This is a genomic window from Streptomyces sp. NPDC052043 (assembly GCF_044548235.1).
GTDB lineage: Bacteria > Actinomycetota > Actinomycetes > Streptomycetales > Streptomycetaceae > Streptomyces.
Genome location: NZ_JBIUBT010000020.1, coordinates 1 through 15,086, shown reverse-complemented (window position 1 = coordinate 15,086; position 15,086 = coordinate 1). Strand labels below are relative to the sequence as shown.

At 68.4% G+C, this 15,086-nt stretch carries 17 protein-coding genes and 5 pseudogenes; 11 read left to right on the top strand and 11 right to left on the bottom strand.

Annotation, left to right across the window (positions count from 1 at the left end):
• Positions 1-366 precede the first annotated feature (366 nt).
• Positions 367-627 (bottom strand): hypothetical protein, encoded by a 261-nt coding sequence (locus tag ACIHCX_RS34935; protein ID WP_400036989.1) that lies wholly within the window; start codon positions 625-627, stop codon positions 367-369.
• A gap of 501 nt (positions 628-1,128) precedes the next feature.
• Positions 1,129-1,266: pseudogene (locus ACIHCX_RS34930) on the bottom strand (ATP-binding protein); the annotation flags it as partial.
• 117 nt (positions 1,267-1,383) lie between these two features.
• Between ACIHCX_RS34930 and ACIHCX_RS34925 the strand changes: the two are divergent.
• The gene (locus tag ACIHCX_RS34925; protein WP_400036823.1) at positions 1,384-1,587 is read left to right on the top strand and encodes a hypothetical protein; all 204 of its coding nucleotides are present in this window, start codon (positions 1,384-1,386) and stop codon (positions 1,585-1,587) included.
• Positions 1,588-1,897: 310 nt separating this feature from the next.
• Here the strand turns inward: ACIHCX_RS34925 and ACIHCX_RS34920 are convergent, their stop codons facing one another.
• Positions 1,898-2,149, bottom strand: a complete 252-nt coding sequence (locus ACIHCX_RS34920) for a hypothetical protein (RefSeq protein WP_400036821.1) — start codon at positions 2,147-2,149, stop codon at positions 1,898-1,900.
• Between ACIHCX_RS34920 and ACIHCX_RS34915 the strand changes: the two are divergent.
• Positions 2,093-2,791: pseudogene (locus ACIHCX_RS34915) on the top strand (IS5 family transposase). The gene ACIHCX_RS34920 and the pseudogene ACIHCX_RS34915 overlap by 57 nt on opposite strands.
• Before the next feature lie 14 nt (positions 2,792-2,805).
• Entirely contained in the window at positions 2,806-2,985 is a 180-nt protein-coding gene (locus tag ACIHCX_RS34910; protein WP_400036819.1) for a hypothetical protein, read from the top strand.
• Positions 2,986-2,989: 4 nt separating this feature from the next.
• Here the strand turns inward: ACIHCX_RS34910 and ACIHCX_RS34905 are convergent, their stop codons facing one another.
• Positions 2,990-3,751 (bottom strand): maleylpyruvate isomerase family mycothiol-dependent enzyme, encoded by a 762-nt coding sequence (locus tag ACIHCX_RS34905; protein ID WP_400036817.1) that lies wholly within the window; start codon positions 3,749-3,751, stop codon positions 2,990-2,992.
• 132 nt (positions 3,752-3,883) lie between these two features.
• Between ACIHCX_RS34905 and ACIHCX_RS34900 the strand changes: the two are divergent.
• Positions 3,884-4,392 (top strand): annotated as a pseudogene (locus ACIHCX_RS34900) (transposase); the annotation flags it as partial.
• A gap of 180 nt (positions 4,393-4,572) precedes the next feature.
• Positions 4,573-5,442: an LLM class F420-dependent oxidoreductase gene (locus tag ACIHCX_RS34895; protein WP_400036815.1), complete on the top strand. Its 870-nt coding sequence runs from the start codon at positions 4,573-4,575 to the stop codon at positions 5,440-5,442.
• Positions 5,443-5,448: 6 nt separating this feature from the next.
• On the opposite strand, the gene ACIHCX_RS34890 is transcribed toward ACIHCX_RS34895, so the two are convergent.
• The 3 genes and pseudogenes from ACIHCX_RS34890 to ACIHCX_RS34880 all read right to left on the bottom strand — a co-directional run.
• Positions 5,449-5,646 carry a hypothetical protein gene (locus ACIHCX_RS34890; protein WP_400036813.1) on the bottom strand — a complete coding sequence of 66 codons (198 nt, stop codon included), beginning with the start codon at positions 5,644-5,646 and terminating at the stop codon, positions 5,449-5,451.
• A 111-nt stretch (positions 5,647-5,757) separates the two neighbouring features.
• Positions 5,758-6,027 carry a hypothetical protein gene (locus ACIHCX_RS34885; protein WP_400036996.1) on the bottom strand — a complete coding sequence of 90 codons (270 nt, stop codon included), beginning with the start codon at positions 6,025-6,027 and terminating at the stop codon, positions 5,758-5,760.
• Between the two features lie 166 nt (positions 6,028-6,193).
• A pseudogene (locus ACIHCX_RS34880) lies at positions 6,194-6,391 on the bottom strand (SMI1/KNR4 family protein); the annotation flags it as partial.
• 201 nt (positions 6,392-6,592) lie between these two features.
• Between ACIHCX_RS34880 and ACIHCX_RS34875 the strand changes: the two are divergent.
• Together ACIHCX_RS34875 and ACIHCX_RS34870 are read left to right on the top strand one after the other, a co-directional pair.
• Positions 6,593-6,859, top strand: coding sequence for a hypothetical protein (locus ACIHCX_RS34875; protein WP_400036811.1), 267 nt, complete (start codon positions 6,593-6,595; stop codon positions 6,857-6,859).
• A 153-nt stretch (positions 6,860-7,012) separates the two neighbouring features.
• Positions 7,013-7,950, top strand: a protein-coding gene (locus ACIHCX_RS34870; protein WP_400036809.1) for an IS5 family transposase whose coding sequence is annotated in 2 segments (ribosomal slippage) — positions 7,013-7,346 and positions 7,346-7,950 — 939 coding nt in all. Because the reading frame shifts where the segments join, the coding sequence is not laid out codon by codon here.
• Positions 7,951-8,056: 106 nt separating this feature from the next.
• On the opposite strand, the gene ACIHCX_RS34865 is transcribed toward ACIHCX_RS34870, so the two are convergent.
• On the bottom strand, positions 8,057-8,680 hold the full coding sequence (locus ACIHCX_RS34865) for an SMI1/KNR4 family protein (RefSeq protein ID WP_400036807.1): 624 nt from the start codon (positions 8,678-8,680) through the stop codon (positions 8,057-8,059).
• 102 nt (positions 8,681-8,782) lie between these two features.
• Here ACIHCX_RS34865 and ACIHCX_RS34860 point away from each other — a divergent pair, with 102 nt between their 5' ends.
• Complete coding sequence (locus tag ACIHCX_RS34860) at positions 8,783-9,739, top strand: transposase family protein (RefSeq protein ID WP_400036987.1); 957 nt, start codon at positions 8,783-8,785, stop codon at positions 9,737-9,739.
• 266 nt (positions 9,740-10,005) lie between these two features.
• On the opposite strand, the gene ACIHCX_RS34855 is transcribed toward ACIHCX_RS34860, so the two are convergent.
• On the bottom strand, positions 10,006-10,800 hold the full coding sequence (locus ACIHCX_RS34855) for an alpha/beta fold hydrolase (RefSeq protein WP_400036805.1): 795 nt from the start codon (positions 10,798-10,800) through the stop codon (positions 10,006-10,008).
• Positions 10,801-11,218: 418 nt separating this feature from the next.
• On the opposite strand from ACIHCX_RS34855, the gene ACIHCX_RS34850 reads away from it, so the two are divergent.
• From ACIHCX_RS34850 to ACIHCX_RS34840, 3 genes and pseudogenes are all read left to right on the top strand, one after another.
• Positions 11,219-11,965 carry a hypothetical protein gene (locus ACIHCX_RS34850; RefSeq protein WP_400036803.1) on the top strand — a complete coding sequence of 249 codons (747 nt, stop codon included), beginning with the start codon at positions 11,219-11,221 and terminating at the stop codon, positions 11,963-11,965.
• Positions 11,962-12,294: a winged helix-turn-helix domain-containing protein gene (locus ACIHCX_RS34845; RefSeq protein ID WP_400036801.1), complete on the top strand. Its 333-nt coding sequence runs from the start codon at positions 11,962-11,964 to the stop codon at positions 12,292-12,294. Before ACIHCX_RS34850 ends, ACIHCX_RS34845 begins: the two co-directional genes overlap by 4 nt.
• 154 nt (positions 12,295-12,448) lie before the next feature.
• Positions 12,449-12,660 (top strand): annotated as a pseudogene (locus tag ACIHCX_RS34840) (IS5/IS1182 family transposase); the annotation flags it as partial.
• Between the two features lie 64 nt (positions 12,661-12,724).
• Here the strand turns inward: ACIHCX_RS34840 and ACIHCX_RS34835 are convergent.
• Both ACIHCX_RS34835 and ACIHCX_RS34830 read right to left on the bottom strand, forming a co-directional pair.
• On the bottom strand, positions 12,725-13,465 hold the full coding sequence (locus tag ACIHCX_RS34835) for a class I SAM-dependent methyltransferase (RefSeq protein WP_400036798.1): 741 nt from the start codon (positions 13,463-13,465) through the stop codon (positions 12,725-12,727).
• A 472-nt stretch (positions 13,466-13,937) separates the two neighbouring features.
• Positions 13,938-14,912 carry a GNAT family N-acetyltransferase gene (locus ACIHCX_RS34830; RefSeq protein WP_400036796.1) on the bottom strand — a complete coding sequence of 325 codons (975 nt, stop codon included), beginning with the start codon at positions 14,910-14,912 and terminating at the stop codon, positions 13,938-13,940.
• Positions 14,913-15,086 lie beyond the last annotated feature (174 nt).

The following is a 15,086-nucleotide window of genomic DNA, read 5'->3' as shown; positions in this document are numbered from 1 at the left end:
CACGTCGCCGACGCGGTGGCCGGTCGCGGTCGGTGGCGGCGGGAATGCGAAACTGCCCGTACTACGGGCAGTTTCGCATTCCCGCCGCCAGGCAGGCGTTTGACGTCACGGTGCGCACCTTCGGTACGCCCCGGGTACCGTGCCGTGCTCCGGTCACGATGAGCAGTGACCCGTTGAGTGATCCGTTTATAGAGCAAGCAGCTTGTGGCCAACGTGCTGTCGCCGAGACCTCCACTCCGCAACGGACCGCATAACGGGCCTGCCACTCAGGCGTCTGCTGCTCGGCGCGGACGCACACTTGCCTTCCCGGACTTCTCATGGCGGAAGGCCCACGTTCCGAGCGCTTTCACGGGAGCGTCCAACGCGTCACCTGCCGTAGCTGAACCAGCGGTGCAGAGCTTCGTGCACGCTGTCGGGCAGTGCACTGAGCACCTCAATCGCCTCCCGGTCTCCTGGCCAGGGGGCGATCCCCGCCACGGTCAGCGCCGCAAGCAGGTCCAGCCGCCGCAGGTCACGAGGATCGACGCGGCAAGCAATGCGGGTTGCAGAAACGGGCGGGGCCAGCAGGAAGTCATGCTCCGCGGCATGGTCCCGCACTCGATCGGCTGACGCGGTGAAAGTCTGCATGATCTTGCTCCGTTCTTTGTGCGCTTCCTTTTCACGGCCGCGCCTTCCCCGCGGGCCGAGTGTCCTGCGGCTTCCTTCTCTACGGGCCTCGACCTTCTGGCGCGGCGGGCCGATCGATTCGCCGACCGACGGCAGCCGCCTCTCCGGCCCGTTGCAATGATCGGCACCAGGGACAGTCCGCTCCCGCGTGGCCCTCGCGTCGGCCACCATCCAGGACGCAGGCGGCCACCGGCTCGGCGGGGCCGGATACGAACTCGTCTCGTTCCACCGGATCATTGCGCATGCCCCACCAACCCCATACTGCGGAACCTCGTTGCGGGCCACCATCACCCGCAGACCAGGCCGTAACCTCCAGGGCACTTCGTCCCCGAAGGGAATCAGATGTGTCTCCCCCAGCCTGTCGGCAACAGGCACGCATCGCATCCGTGCTACGGCACCCGGCGACGCCCTCACAGCAGGGTGGCCGCCCACCTGCCGGCCGTGGAGCGAGCAGCAGACCGCAACGTTCGGATCGGCGGCGAAGTCGAAGGTTCGCAGCGACTTCTTCCTCGGGAACGCGGCAAGCTTGACCCGCCTCTTCGAGCGGCGGCGGACCCGGTCGTCGCACTCTGCCATCAGCAGTTCGACGAGAAAGCCGGCCGTGCTCTCGGACGAGTTCAAGGCCGATGCCGTGGCCCTGTACGAGTCCACGCCCGGGCGACATACAAGAACATAGCCGCTGACCTGGGCATCAACAGGAACACCCTGCGCAACTGGGTGCTGCGCGACCGTCGGCGCCGCGGCGTCGACCCGGCCGCCCCGCCGGCCGCCGGAAAGGCGGTGGCCGGGGCCGGGCAGGAGGCTTCGTCTAGCGATCCAGATGAGCGGATCAGGCAGCTCGAGGCACGCCTGCGGGAACTCGAGGCCAGCGAACGCAAGCTCGCGACCGAGCGGGACATCCTCCGCACGGCGGCCAAGTAAGCCACGGTCCGGTTGCTCTCGACGCCCGCACGGGCAGGACCTGCCGAGCCCGGGCGTCGCGCCGCTCCTCGTCAACGAATGGACGGGCATAGCCCTTGGTCCCTCCGGCGTGCTCGCCCACCCCACCAGCAGCTGACGCAACTTGTCACGGCTGACTGGGAAGTTCCATGCGTCAACGCGGGCCCTCCCCATGAGGAGGGCCGTCCTTTGGACGAGGCCTCAACGAAGGAATTGGCCCATCCGTGAACGCAACGTAGCGTTTTCCGTGAGGGAAACAAGGACGGCAGCAGGCGGCACGGCACAGCGGTCGTCAGTCGTCCTCGTCGGGGCGCCGTAGGCCATCCCCCGCGGTGCCCCCAGTGTCGCTCGCGGCTCCCGCCGCCCCCGTGCAGGCCGCCCCGGAGAGCCAGCGGGTGACGGCGTCGCGGTCGGAGCCGGCGAGCGGCGAGTCGGCCGGCGCGAGCGGTGACGCGGGGGTCGGTACCGTCGCCGCCTTGCGGAGCCACTGCCCGGCCTCCGCCCGGCGCCCGGACCGCCTCAGCAGGGTGGCCAGGTTGATCATGCCGGAGAAGTCGCCCGCCGCCGCGGACTTCCGGAACAGCCTGCGCTGGCCGGGACCTTAAATGTCCTGCGCAAAGGGGCCTCCTGGGCTGACGTGCCTGCGGAACGGATTGGCTGCTCGGGGGTCACCTGCTGGCGGCGGCTGCGGGACTGGACCGAGGCTGGGGTATGGCTCCGGCTGCACGAGGCCCTGCTCGTCGAGCTGCGACACGCCGACATGCTGGACATGGACAACTGTGCGATCGACGGCTCGCACGTCAGGGCCCTCAAAGGGGGGCTCACACAAGGCCATCACCTGTCGACCGCAGCCGCCCCGGCAGCAAGCACCATGTGATCGTCGACCGCCACGGCACCCCACTCGCCATCTCACTCACCGGCTGCAACCGGCACGACGTCACCCAGCTCATCCCGCTCCTGGACGCGACTCCGCGTATCCGAGGCCGACGCGGCCGTCCCCGCCACAAACCGAAGCGCCTGTACGCCGACCGAGGCTACGACTTCCGCAAGCACCGTCGGCTCCTGTGGGCCCGCGGCATCGTTCCGAAGATCGCCCGACGCGGCGCCCCGCACGGCTCCGGCCTGGGCAAGACTCCAACTCGCCTGCATCATCATCTGCTTGAGACGGCTACGCACCGCATTCTGAAACGATCAGTAAGAGTGCCTAACAGTAAGCCTGGTCGTAGCCATATCCCCTTCCTGGCTGAGTCGGCAGTGCTGAGGGAGGCGCTCGGGCCCGAGCTCTACGAGGCCGTACTGGCCGTCCGCCGCGCGGAGGCGGAGCTGTTCGCGATGTTCACCGACGCGGACGTCATCGAGGCAGTCCGCTGGCGGTATTGACTGGCTACTCCTCGGGCTCCCAGGCGATCAGCTGCTCGAACACCTGCTGGTCGCCCTTGATCTTCAGGTCGCTCAGCGCGAGGCGGCCCCAGACGAAGAGGAGCAGCTGCTCGGCCGTGCCCGTGGCCGAAGCGGAGGCGGGCGCGGCGTCGTCCGTGAGGGGTGCGGGCCAGGCGCCGGTACCGTCCAGCGCGAGGAGCCAGGAGCGGCCCTCGGTGGCGTGGTAGTGGATGGTGGCGGCCTCGTGTGGCCAGGCCGCCGGGGTGGAGTTGCAGGTGTCGAGAAACTCGGCCACGCCGTCGATGGCAACGTCCGCCGGCATCGGCTGCACGGCGCCTGCGGCAAGCTGGGCGTCGTAGGTGTGCACCAGCACCTCGTGCACCCGGCGCCGGGCAACGCCCCAGGCATTCGCCGGCGACACACCGGCGCCCCACCACACCCAGCACTCGCGCTCCGGGCCAGCCTCGCGCAGCGCACTCAGCAGCAGCTCGTTCGACTCGGCGTACCAGGCCAGCAGTGCCTCGAGCTCGCGCGGCACCTCCGCGGCATCCTTGGCCGGCGGAGCCTCGGCCGGGCCCGCGGCGACGATCGCGGCCCACCAGCGCTGGCCCGTACCCAGGTGCTGCACCAGATCGAACAACGTCCACTCGGGGCAGGACGGCACCGGCGCGTCAAGGCTGGGCGCGGCGGCAACCGCACTCCGGAACGCGGCCGACCGCTCGTCGATCAGTTGCAGCAGGGCGGAGTACTCAGGACTCTCTGTCACATCGCTTACCTATCACCCCAGCTCAGCCGACCGCACCCTATTTTCCAGGCCGTCAGCTGCGGGAGTTAGAGCACCTAATAGAATGCCTGGTCGTAGCCATATCCCCTTCCTGGCTGGCTCGTTGAACCAGTCATGGGGAAGGGGAACGGTCCTCCGTGGAGAATGCCGGATGACCTGTGGGGCCGGATCGAGCCGTTGCTGCCGGTCAGGCAGCGGCGTCCGCGCCATCCCGGCCGGCTGCCACTGGACGACCGTGGTTGCCTGCACCGTGCCGGGAAGCTGGACTGGTCCCCGGCGGTGATCGACGGCTCCCACCACCAGGCCCGTCGGGGCGGCCCAAAACCGGGCCGAGCCCGGTCGACCGTGCCCGGCCCGACTCGAAGCACCACGTCATCACCGACGCAGGCGGCACCCCGCTCGCCATCACCCTGACCGGTGGCAGCCGCCACGACATCACCCAGCTGCTGCCCTTCCTCGACGCGATCCCGCGGATCCGCGGAGTGACCGGTCGCCCCCGTCACCGGCCGCGGCAGTTGTTCGCCGACCGGGGCTACGACTTCGACAAGTACCGTCGGCTCCTGTGGAAGCGCGGCATCAAGCCGGTAATCGCCCGACGCGGAGTTCCGCACGGCTCCGGCCTGGCGCCGCCCCCATGCTTTCACGCCCGCAAAACGTCCCCACCCAGGGCCGGAATGACAGCGCAGGCACAGGCGGTGGCCTCGCCCGTGCGGGTGACATGCCGTGCCGACTCCACGCGCGGCATGCCACGTCACCCGAACGCGTCCGCGCTGCGCACTTAGGGTGCCGCCAGGAGGTGGCGGATGCGAGTGGGCTTGCACGCACTCGGCATCGGTGACGGTGCCCGTCCGGAGGTCATCGAGGCGATGGCCACAGCCGCGGAGTTGCACGGCTTCGCGAGGCTCTGGTGCGGCGAGCACGTGGTGCTCGTGGACGCGCCCATCTCCCGTTACCCCTACTCCGCGGACGGCCGGATCGCGGTGCCCGCGGACGCGGACTGGCTGGACCCGCTGCTCGCCCTGAGCTTCGCGGCAGCGGTCACCAGCCGGATCGAGCTCGCCACCGGCATGCTCCTGCTGCCTGAGCACAACCCGGTCGTGGTCGCCAAACAGGCCGCCACACTCGACGTGCTCTCAGCCGGGCGGTTCACCCTCGGTGTCGGGGTCGGCTGGTCGGCCGAGGAGTTCGCAGCGCTCGGAGTCCCCTTCGCCAAGCGCGGGCGGCGCACCGAAGAGTACCTCGCCGCGATGCGCACCCTCTGGACCGAGGACCCGGCCTCCTTCGCGGGGGAGTTCACCCGCTTCGACGCGATCCGCGTCAACCCGAAGCCGCTGCCCGGCGGCCGGCTCCCGGTCGTGGTCGGCGGCAACAGCGACGCCGCCCTGCGCCGCGCGGTCACGCTCGCCGACGGCTGGTACGGCTTCAACATCCCGGCGGCCGACGTCCGCTCGCGCGTCGCCATCCTCGCCGACGAGTGCGCCCGCCACGGTCGCGCCTTCGACGAGCTCACCGTTGCCGTCGCGTTGAGCGACGGCACACCGGAGCACCTGCCCGCCCTCGCTTCAGCGGGCGTCACAGAACTCGTGGTCGTCGGCGCACCCCCACCCGCTCCCGACACGGTGGCCACCTGGGTCGCGGAACTCGCCCGGACGTGGATTCACCGGAAGGACTGACCGGGGTCAGTCGGGCTCGGCCGGGCGCAGCAGCTCGACGACGCGACGCTGCGTCGGGTGTCGGCCGGACACACGGGACTGGAGCAGAGGTCCATGCTCGCCGAGGTCGCCGACGTGCCGGACGCGGAGGGCCGCCTGCTGCGGGCAGTAGCCCGGGACGAGGTCGAGGAGGACGGCGGGCGCGGCCGCTGGGACCTTGAACACGCTCTCCGCATCTCCGGACACACCATCAGGTCCGACCGAAACGAAGCCAGAACCCGCCAGAAGTGGATCTCGAACGGACAACGCCCCTGATGCGGAGGCGGGAGCCGGTGACTACGAGTCCCAGTCGAGGCGGCCTCTGACGACCGGCGGGGGCCCGAAGTCCCCGTCGGGCCATCCGCGTCCTTGGTCGAACGCGTCGGCGATGCCGGTCAGGTACTCGGCCAGCGTCTGCGCGCGCATCTTGGGGGCGTCGTAGCGGCTGTAGTAGCCGAACTGCCCGTAGGTCTCCGAACCAGGGGTCAGGTCGATGAAGTCGCCGAACAGGCCGTCCTCCCCGTTGCTGATCAGCGGCAGGTACTTCAGGTATGCGCACTCCTCCAACCCGTGGAGGTCGAGGTAGTAGGGTCTGGAGTGGGTGGATGCCGGTGTCTTCGGGCAGGAAGTAGCAGCATGGCGCGAGGGGTTCCCACCGCTCCCCCTCCGCGTTCCGTCTGCGGCCCATGCTCTTGGGCTCGGGCCCGTCGAACTCGTCCTCGTGCCCGGTGCCGTTGCGCAGCAGGTAGAAGGCCCGCACATCGGCGGGCAGGCCGGTTCCGAGCCGCGCTTCATGGGCACGGATCTCCTCCTCGGTGCACGGCGGGGGCAGCGCGGCATAGTTGCGGGGCGCGTTGTTCCTGAGCCATGCCTCGATCCGTGCCCAGGCGGCGCGGGTCTGTTCGGCCCGTATCCGATCACCTTGGGTCATGGTCTGGACCTTACGACCTGACCCGCGATTAGGGCCTGTCCGGGCGATCACGAGCGAAGCCAGGTGGTGTTCGGTGTGCCCGTGGCTCTCGGAGCGACGGTCGTAGTCTATTTGCTCCCGCAGGGCGGTCCGGTCCGCTACATCGCACCCGGCCCGTTCAACCGTCCTGCGCAGCCCCCGATCTCCTGACGCGGTGATGAGATGACACTGAGAGAATACTGGAACTCGCTGCAAGGCGGCGGATTCATCAGAGGCTTGGCTGATGAGCTGCTGGGCTGGCGATCTCTTTTCCTCGGCATTTGCGGCCTCGTGGGAGGATTCGGAGGCGCCATCAATCTTGATGGCATCGCCAAGCGATTGATGTTCCTGGCGGTCGGCTGCGTGTCTCTCGTCCTCACGGTGTACTCGTGGAGACAAGTGAAGCGTCAGACGCTCGAGAAGAACGCTCAACGCCGACAGCAGAGGTAACCGCCGAAAGGGACCGCCAGAACCCTGGCGGTCCCTTTCGTCCTGTACTCAGAGTGAACTCGCACCCTCGTGCTCGTCGATGCCGCTCCCCCAGGAAGCCTCCGTCGAGTCTAGGGCCGTGACCATCTGCTGGTCGGAAGCATTGACCGTGGCATGACGGGGCGGGGAGATCTTTCGGACGGGCAGTGGGAGCGACTGGAGCCGTTGCTGCCGGTGAGTAACGGCCGGTGCGGGCGGTGGCGGGACCACCGGCAGGTGATCAACGGGATACTGCACCGGGTGCGGACCGGGGTGCCGTGGCGGGACCTGCCGGAACGATTCGGCCCCTGGAAGACCGCGTATGAGCGCCATCGGCTGTGGTCGGCCGACGGCACCTGGGAGCGGCTGTTCCAGCAGGTGCAGGCCGCCGCCGACGCGGACGGTGAGATCGACTGGGACATCTCAGTGGACTCGACGGTGATGCGGGCCCACCAGCACGCCGCTGGCGCCGGCAGGACCCCGCCGCCAGCCCCGCACGGTTCAAAGGGGGCCGTCGTGGCAGAACACCAGGGCGAGAGGTCCGGGTCGAGGCTGCCCGGCCGCCGGGTGGCGGTGGTGCGGCGGGCGAGGGCCTGGGCCGCTCCCGCGGCGGGTTCACCACCAAGGTCCACCTGAGCGCGGATGGCCGCTGTCGCCCGCTGTCCCTCACCGTCCCCCCCGGACAGCAGGCGGACTGCACCGAGTTCGAATCGGTCATGGACAAGATCCGCGTGCCCCGCGCCGGGCTCGGCCGCCCCCGCCGACGCCCGGACAGCCTCAGCGCGGACAAGGCGTACAGCAACCGCACCATCCGCGCCTACCTGCGACGACGCGGCATCCGCCACGCCATTCCGGAGAAGAAGGACCACAAGTTCGCCCGCCTGCGCCGGGGTTCGCACGGCGGTAGGCCACCCCGCTTCGACAAGGAGCGGTACAAAAAGCGCAACACAGTCGAACGCGCCATCAATAGACTCAAGGCCCACCGGGCCGTCGCGACACGTTTCGACAAACGCGGCTACGTCTTCCTCGGCACCGTCACCGTCGCAGCCCTGGTCACCTGGCTTCGCTCGTGATCGCCCGGACAGGCCCTAGCCCGACCGAGTTCTCATCGGTAGTTAAGTCGAGGATTTTGCGACCGGGCTGCCGGACCGGCTCCGCCCGGTGGCGGCCCGGCCGTGTTCACCAGCCGACCAGATTCATGGACCCTCGAGCGAGCCAGTCCATGAACGATACGGGCTGACCGCCCAGGTTAAGAGGAAGGATCTGGTCGCAGGTGGCCCGGCCGTCGAACCACAGTGAGCCCCGGTGCGGACCGGTGACAGCGAGCAGGGTCGAGAAGCCACAGCCGTTTTCCTGGATGAATACAGCGCCGGACGTCTTGCGCTCCTGGAACACTCCGTACTCAGCGTCCCACTGCTCCCATGCCGCCCGGTAGGCGTTGTGGTCCGGGAAGTCCTGCGCCAGCGGCTCACGCGCGTCCAGCTCATCCTCGTAAGCACGGTAGGAGTCGGGATGCGGGAAGTCAGTAGTGAGCAAGTCGTAGTTGGTGCTTGAGTCCCCATGCCAGCCCCAGCCTGCCGCGGATCGGCATAGGCGGTTCACCGCGCCGCCGGCGCTCTGTCGGAGCAAGTACTCTCGGTACTGGTCCGGGAACGCGATGCCCAACTCCGCCTCTGCTTTGCAGATCTCCGCTTCGGACAGCGGCGGCGGGGAGGCGACCTGCCTCGCGGGTGGACGGCTGAGCTCATCAAAGCGCCGCCCCCGAGCCATGCGTTGGTATTCCGCCATCCAATCGGTGGTCATACAGGTGAGGGTAGACGCGAGTAATCCGTCAGCACTCTGCCGTGACATGGATGCGCCCCGCTAGGTTCTTGAGGTGTGAAGATCAAGCAGGCTCGTGCCGCCATGTCGCACCGTGCGTTCTGCGGCATCTCGGCTCGTCATGTGGGAGAGCTGGTCGCCGAGCTCGCGACACGCTGGGGCGCACGGTGTGAAGCAACCCGGCACGAGCGGCGGCACGGAGCCCGGAGGCGGAAAGCTGGCGCCGGTCCGAAGTACGAGCTGGTCTTCACCGACCGAGTCCTGGTGACACTCGTCCACCTGCGGACGGGACTGACCCACGAGGCACTCGGAGTGATCTACGAGGTGGGTTCTTCCACCATCGGGCGGCCGATCAGCGAGATCCGTCCGCTGCTGGCCGCGCGTGGATTCGCGGTGCCGGACCGGCCTGGCCTTCGGCTACGGACGCTGGAGGACGTGTTCGCCTATGCCGCGGCCGAGAACGTCACGCTGGGGATCGACGGCACCGAGACCCAGGTCCGCCGCCCGCAGGCGCACCGCCCCGGGCGCCGGGCCTTCGTCTCTGGCAAGCGTAGGCAGAACACGATCAAAACCACCACGATCAGCGACCACCAGGGCCGCACGCTGTGGTCCGGCGCCACCCGGCCCGGCCGGATGCATGACCAGACCGCCGTGCGCACCGAGGGCATCGCAGAGCAGTTTCGGCAGTATCCCGCCGTGAAAGTCGAGGTCGACGAGGGCTACCGAGGTCTGGCCAACGAGTTCCCCGGCCAGGTCAGCGCACCGCCCAGGAAACCGAAGGACATCGGCAACACACCGCTGACCGAGCGGTACGGCTGGCGTGAGATGCGCCGCCGTCAATCCTCTCGACGGATCTGCGTCGAGCACGCCAACGCCGAGCACCGGCAGTGGCGCCCGCTACAGCGGTACACCGGACGACGCGAGGAGTACGCCGAGACCCACCGCGCCATCGCCAGCCTGGTTTCTGACCGAGCAGCCCAGCGGCCCAGCCGGCACAAACCGACTGCCGAACTCGTGCTCGTCGGCACGACGCCCAGCTGAATCACCCACCAGCCGAACGACAAGGCCAGCACGGCCCAACATCAATCGCGGGGCAGGCCGTTAGCCGTGGGGTGGGACAGAGCCGTTCCACGGAGCAGACCTTCGCCCTGCTCGACCAGTTCAAACGCCTTGCCGTGCGCTGGGAGAGGCGCCTCGAAGTCCACGACGCTTTCATCTCACTGGCCTGCAGCCTCATCTGCTGGAGGCGCCTCAAGAAGGCCGCATCGAGATCCATCGGCGGGGCGCCGGAAAGGCTGAGGCCACGGCTATGCCGAGGCAAGGAAGTCCCGGACCGCGTCCGCGAAGCCGACCGGGTCGTTGGCGTACAAGAAGTGGTCCGTCCCCAGTTCGACGAGACGGGTACCGGGCCGCCGAGCGACCATCCGTGCTGCCTGCTCCGCCGACAGCACACCGCCTTCGGCACCGCGTATCAGCAGCGCCGGGCAGGCGGAGCCGGTCCAGTCGGCCCAGTGGTCGCCGTGGACCTGGTCCTCGGATTCGTAGATGTCCTTGGGGTGGAAGTGCAGGCCCCAAGTTCCGTCCGGCCGCTCACGAACAGCGGATTCGAGAAAGGGGGCGAACGGGCCCAGCTGCGCCACGAACGCCTCCCGGCTGGGGCAAGTACCCTCCGGAAGGTTCAGCACGAACGTTAGCGGGTTGCTGCCGTCCAGGCCGAGCTCGGCACAGCCCTCGCCGTTGACCAGCGCGGTCACGCGCTCGGGGTGGCGGGCGGCGAACTGGTAGGCATTGATCGCGCCGAGCGAGTGCCCGAGAAGAGCCGCCCGGTCCAGTCCCAGGTGGCCCATGAGGGCTTCCAGGTCGGCGAGGTAGCCCTCCCGGCTGTAGTCGGCCGCCCGGTCCGAGTCGCCGTGGCCGCGCTGGTCGGGCGCTATGACCCGCCAGTCCCGAGCGAGACGGGCGGCGAAATCGGCGTACGACATGCCCTCGGACATGTGTCCGTGCAGGGCGAGCAGCGGGCGGCCCGGTCCGCCGAAGTCCACGTAGGACAGGGTGCGGCCGTCGACAGTGAGCGCGGAACGCGTGGCGTTGTCGATGTTCATGGGCTCACCGTAGAGGACATCTATACGCATGTACAAGACGCATGTGTAAGACGGTTGTATGAACGGCGGTGTCGTGCGGTCGACCAACCCGACTGATCGCCGGGGTGCGTGAACGGCTCCCATGTTCGTGCGAAAGGGGAGTGTCGCGACCGGCCTGTCACCGCTCGACTGGCGGAGAAGGGCGGCAAGCGCCTTCTGATCTGTGCGCGATCGGGTTACGAGCTCTTCTGCACCAACGCGGCCGTCGACCCCGCACCAGGCGGGGCCGCTCTCTCGCCACTTCAGACGGAGGAAGTGAGCTGCTGTGCTGCGGCGTGCGCGTCACGGAGTCCGTCAACAGACCGTCCACGAAGAGGGCGCCAACGCCTGACGCGAGCAGTCTCTTGCCATGACTAGTTTGTGATGCAAAGCTATCCGTATGGCAGCCGCATCAGTGCCCTCGCCGGACTCCCCGCGCGAAGTCCTCGCCGACCTCGGCGACCTCACCCGCAAGGTCCGCGCCGCCCAGCGCGGCACCTGGTTCCCCCTCCTGCTGTTCGGCGTGGTCACCCTCGGCGGGATCCTCGCCAACCGCTTCACCTTCAGCATCCAGACCACCCCCTGCCCAGCAGGTCACACCCCACCGGGCACGACGAGCTGCGTCCTCACCAAGCAAGGCACGCCGTTCTACTGGTCGATCGGGTGCCTCCTCGCCTATGCCGCGATCGCGTTCTTCTACATCCGCCGCTCTCGCAAGCGCGGAGTCGGCACGACTGTCCGCCCCTACGTCCTCGCCGGGATCGGCATCGCCGTCCTGTTCGCCGCCACCGAGTTCTGGGGTACCGCTCACATGACGACACCCAGCACCACGATCGACTTCTGGGGCCTGCACCTCGATCCCAACGCAGGACCGACGGTGCTCCTCGAGCGGTTCACCGGACCAGCCGCGTTCGTTGGGATCCCGCTGCTGGTGCTGTCCTGGGTGGAACGCAGCCGCGTCCTGCTGCTCTTCACCCTGGCCTACTTGGCCCTTGAGCTGGCGCCGATCGCTCCCGGCTGGGTGGGTATCCCCGCCATCTCACCCTGGTCGAGTCTGCCCCGCCTGGCTGTCCCTGCGGCGTTCCTCCTGCTCGGCGCCCTCGGCTTCGCCCTGACCCAGCCTCCCCGTCAGCACACCACGTCATGACCGACCAAGCCGATCAGCATCCCGTCAATGGCCTTGATGACGTCGTCCATCAGCGCGTCCGCCTCGGCATCCTCACCGTCACTCACCAAGCCCGCCGCGTCGAGTTCGGCTTCCTGCGCACCACCCTCGAGCTCACCGCCGGAAACCTCAGCCAGCACCTCACCCTCCTGGAGAAGAACGGACTCATCCACATCGAGAAGGGCTACGAGGGCCGGCGCCCACGCACCTGGATCACCCTCACCCCGGCCGGCGGCCAAGCTCTCCAAGATGAGATCACCCACCTCAAGCGCCTTATCCACCAGATCGAACAAGGCAGCTCGGCCCCGTAGCGCGTGACATGGCGACGGCCGCGCGGGTTGAGTGGATTGTGACGTCCTTCTCGGCCCACGCGGCCATGTCCCATCCTGCCTTCTGCGGCCTTGATCGTGCATATCTCGGCGACTTGATCGAGGAGTTGGCCGACCCGTGGACGGCGCAATGCGAGTCCCCGAGCGGATCGGCCAGATCACGGACGCATCCGACGAGGCGAGAGCCGCCGCCGACTCGACCGGGCGGCCTACCGGCGCCGCAACGTCGTCGAGCGCTGCTTCAACCGACTCAAGCACAACAAAGCCCTGGCTACCCGCTACGACAAACGCGCCCGCCACTACCAGGCCCTGGTCACCCTCGCCTGCCTACGACTCCGGCTGCCCTGACTTTGCGGACACGACCTAGGGCCACCCGGGGAGGGGATACCTTCACGTCTCGGTGCGGCGGTGTTTACGGTTTGTGGGTGACCCAGAGCATTTCTGCCGGCCAGCGGTATGCCCAGTCAGGCGGGTCGGTTTGGTTGTAGCCGTTGGCTGTTCCGGGTTCGGGCCGCGGCTCGATGAGGTCGTCGATGATGAGGCCTGCGCCGCGCAGGACCTTGATCCAGTCGCCGTAGGTGAGCTGATAGCTGACCGCGCCCTGGCCTTCGGCGATGGTGTCCAGCCCGAAGTAGTCCTGGTGCAGCGTCGTGGTTGCGCGGCTGGCGGCTTCGTCGTAGCAGGCTTCGAACCATGGGCTGGCGACGTTGAACACCAGGCGCCCACCGCGGCGCAGGATGCGTGCGGCCTGCGGGACGGCCAGGTGCGGGGGCGCCCAGCTGAGCCCGCCGTAGTCACAGAACACCAGGTCGAAGCTGTCGGCGGCGAAGGGGAGGTGTTCGGCGGCGCCTTGCACCAGCGGGTAGCGGGCCGCTCCCATCGCGCGAGCTGCCGCGGCGAGCTGGGCTTCGGACAGGTCGAGCCCGACCACGGTGGCGCCCTCGGCGGCGAGCGCCCTGGACCACTGGCCGGCGCCGCAGCCGAGTTCGAGGACGCGCTTGCCGGTGACGTCGCCCAGGGCGTGCAGGTGCGCGTCGGGGATGGCGTACGTGCCCCACAGCCGGGGCGTTGCGCCGATCTGCGGGTCGTGCTTGTGCTGGTAGGCGCTGCTGATCTGGTTCCAGAACCGCCGGTTGGAAGAAATGCTGTCCACGCGCCGACTCAAGCACTGCCTGCCGGGGGCGGTCAACACGATTGTGCTGCGACCGGGACGGTTCACCGGTTCACGGGTGTCCTGTCTGGCTGCCGATGCGATCGGGTGGGATCGATCGACCCGATCCAGCGTCAGGAAACGTGGTGACACCAGGGGTTTCAAGTCCGCAGGATCGCCGACTACGAAGGGCAGAAGAGATCGTCGGGCGGGGCAACACGAACAGCGTGCGCTACCGGCGGGCGATGATCCTGCTGGCCTCTGTGGGCGGCAACACCGTCGGCCGGCCTCATCAGTCTCGGCCGCCAAGTCGGCCTTCCCGACCCGCGTTGCAAGGCGGGCCTACTCGGAGACCTTGAGGATCATTCGGGAAGGTACGCCCTCCGCGTGCCCTCCCGGAACCGATCCACAGGTCTTGAGCATGGCTCGCCAAGCAGGCGACTCAAGAGCTGCGCCGCAATCGACGGATCTGCGTTCAGGCGTTGAGGGTGTAACGGACTTCAGTGCGGGCGACGGTGAAACCGGCTCGCTCGTACAGGCCGTTCGCTCCGGTCGGGCTGTCGGCGTCCACCTCGATGCTCGCTCGGTCGAAGCCGTCGTCCTGTGCGGAACGCAGTGCGTGGCTGATCAACGCGCTGGCCACGCCGCGCTTGCGGTATGCGCGGTGGGTGCCGATGGTCATGAAGTGTGCGTCACGGACGCCGGTCGCCTCGGTGTCCGCGTCCCAGGAGTACGTCAGCAGCATGCCGACGGCCACGCCGCTGTCCGCGTCGCGCAGCAGGAAGCTGAGGGCCCGGCGGAAGGCCGGCCAGCCGAGGAACGCGCGCCACTGCTCCTGGGGCGTCGCGCCCCCGCCCCAGCGGTCGAGGAAGGCCTCGTTCCTGACTGCGAGGAACTCGGCGTCGTTGTCGGCGGAATAGCCCTCGAAGACCAGTCCGTCCGGCGGCGGCACATCGACGATGGCGGCTCCGAGTGGATGCCGCATGTGCGAGTACCAGCGAACGGGCGTCATGCCGACGGCTTGGTAGCAGGCGCGTGCCCTGTCGTTGAGCGCGTTGTTCTGGACGTCGACGGCAAGCGGCAGGCCGGGGTGATGGATCGTATGCAGCGTCTTCGCGCTCGCGATCCCTGCCGCCAGCAGCTCAGCACCGATCCCCCGGCGCCGATAATCCGGATGTACGCCGCCGCTGACGACAACCCGGTGCACCTCCTCGGCGAGCGGCTTGTGCGCGGCGGAGGAGTAGCCGACCATGCGGTCGCCGTCGAACACGCCGACCGTGCCGCGCTCGAGGTCGAGCAGAGGGGCGTTGATCTGGTCAGTGGTGTCCTCCTCGGAGTAGTACTCGCCGAGGACGTCGACGACCTCGATCGCGTTGAGCCGTTCGGCCAGCGCGGCGGAGTCCGTCGCGGTGATCGGACGGCGGGCAAGACTGGCGAGGTCAAAAGTCACGGGCGGACCGTAGGCATCAGTGGATCACTCTGTCATCTGGATTTCTGTGTCCGGCGCCTGCGCACACTCATTCTGAAATGATCAGTAAGGGCGTGCAGATCTTTAACTCGTGGCTTTCCGCTCGGTGATTCGTTGGTATGGCATGAGCGGTTTGGAAGGGCAATGGGCCGTGTT

Coding starts and splice junctions, on each gene's coding strand:
- ACIHCX_RS34935 (WP_400036989.1), bottom strand. CDS start 627: ATGCAGACTTTCACCGCGTCAGCCGATCGAGTGCGGGACCATGCCGCG.
- ACIHCX_RS34920 (WP_400036821.1), bottom strand. CDS start 2,149: ATGATCAACCTGGCCACCCTGCTGAGGCGGTCCGGGCGCCGGGCGGAG.
- ACIHCX_RS34895 (WP_400036815.1), top strand. CDS start 4,573: ATGCGAGTGGGCTTGCACGCACTCGGCATCGGTGACGGTGCCCGTCCG.
- ACIHCX_RS34875 (WP_400036811.1), top strand. CDS start 6,593: ATGACACTGAGAGAATACTGGAACTCGCTGCAAGGCGGCGGATTCATC.
- ACIHCX_RS34865 (WP_400036807.1), bottom strand. CDS start 8,680: ATGACCACCGATTGGATGGCGGAATACCAACGCATGGCTCGGGGGCGG.
- ACIHCX_RS34860 (WP_400036987.1), top strand. CDS start 8,783: ATGTCGCACCGTGCGTTCTGCGGCATCTCGGCTCGTCATGTGGGAGAG.
- ACIHCX_RS34855 (WP_400036805.1), bottom strand. CDS start 10,800: ATGAACATCGACAACGCCACGCGTTCCGCGCTCACTGTCGACGGCCGC.
- ACIHCX_RS34850 (WP_400036803.1), top strand. CDS start 11,219: ATGGCAGCCGCATCAGTGCCCTCGCCGGACTCCCCGCGCGAAGTCCTC.
- ACIHCX_RS34845 (WP_400036801.1), top strand. CDS start 11,962: ATGACCGACCAAGCCGATCAGCATCCCGTCAATGGCCTTGATGACGTC.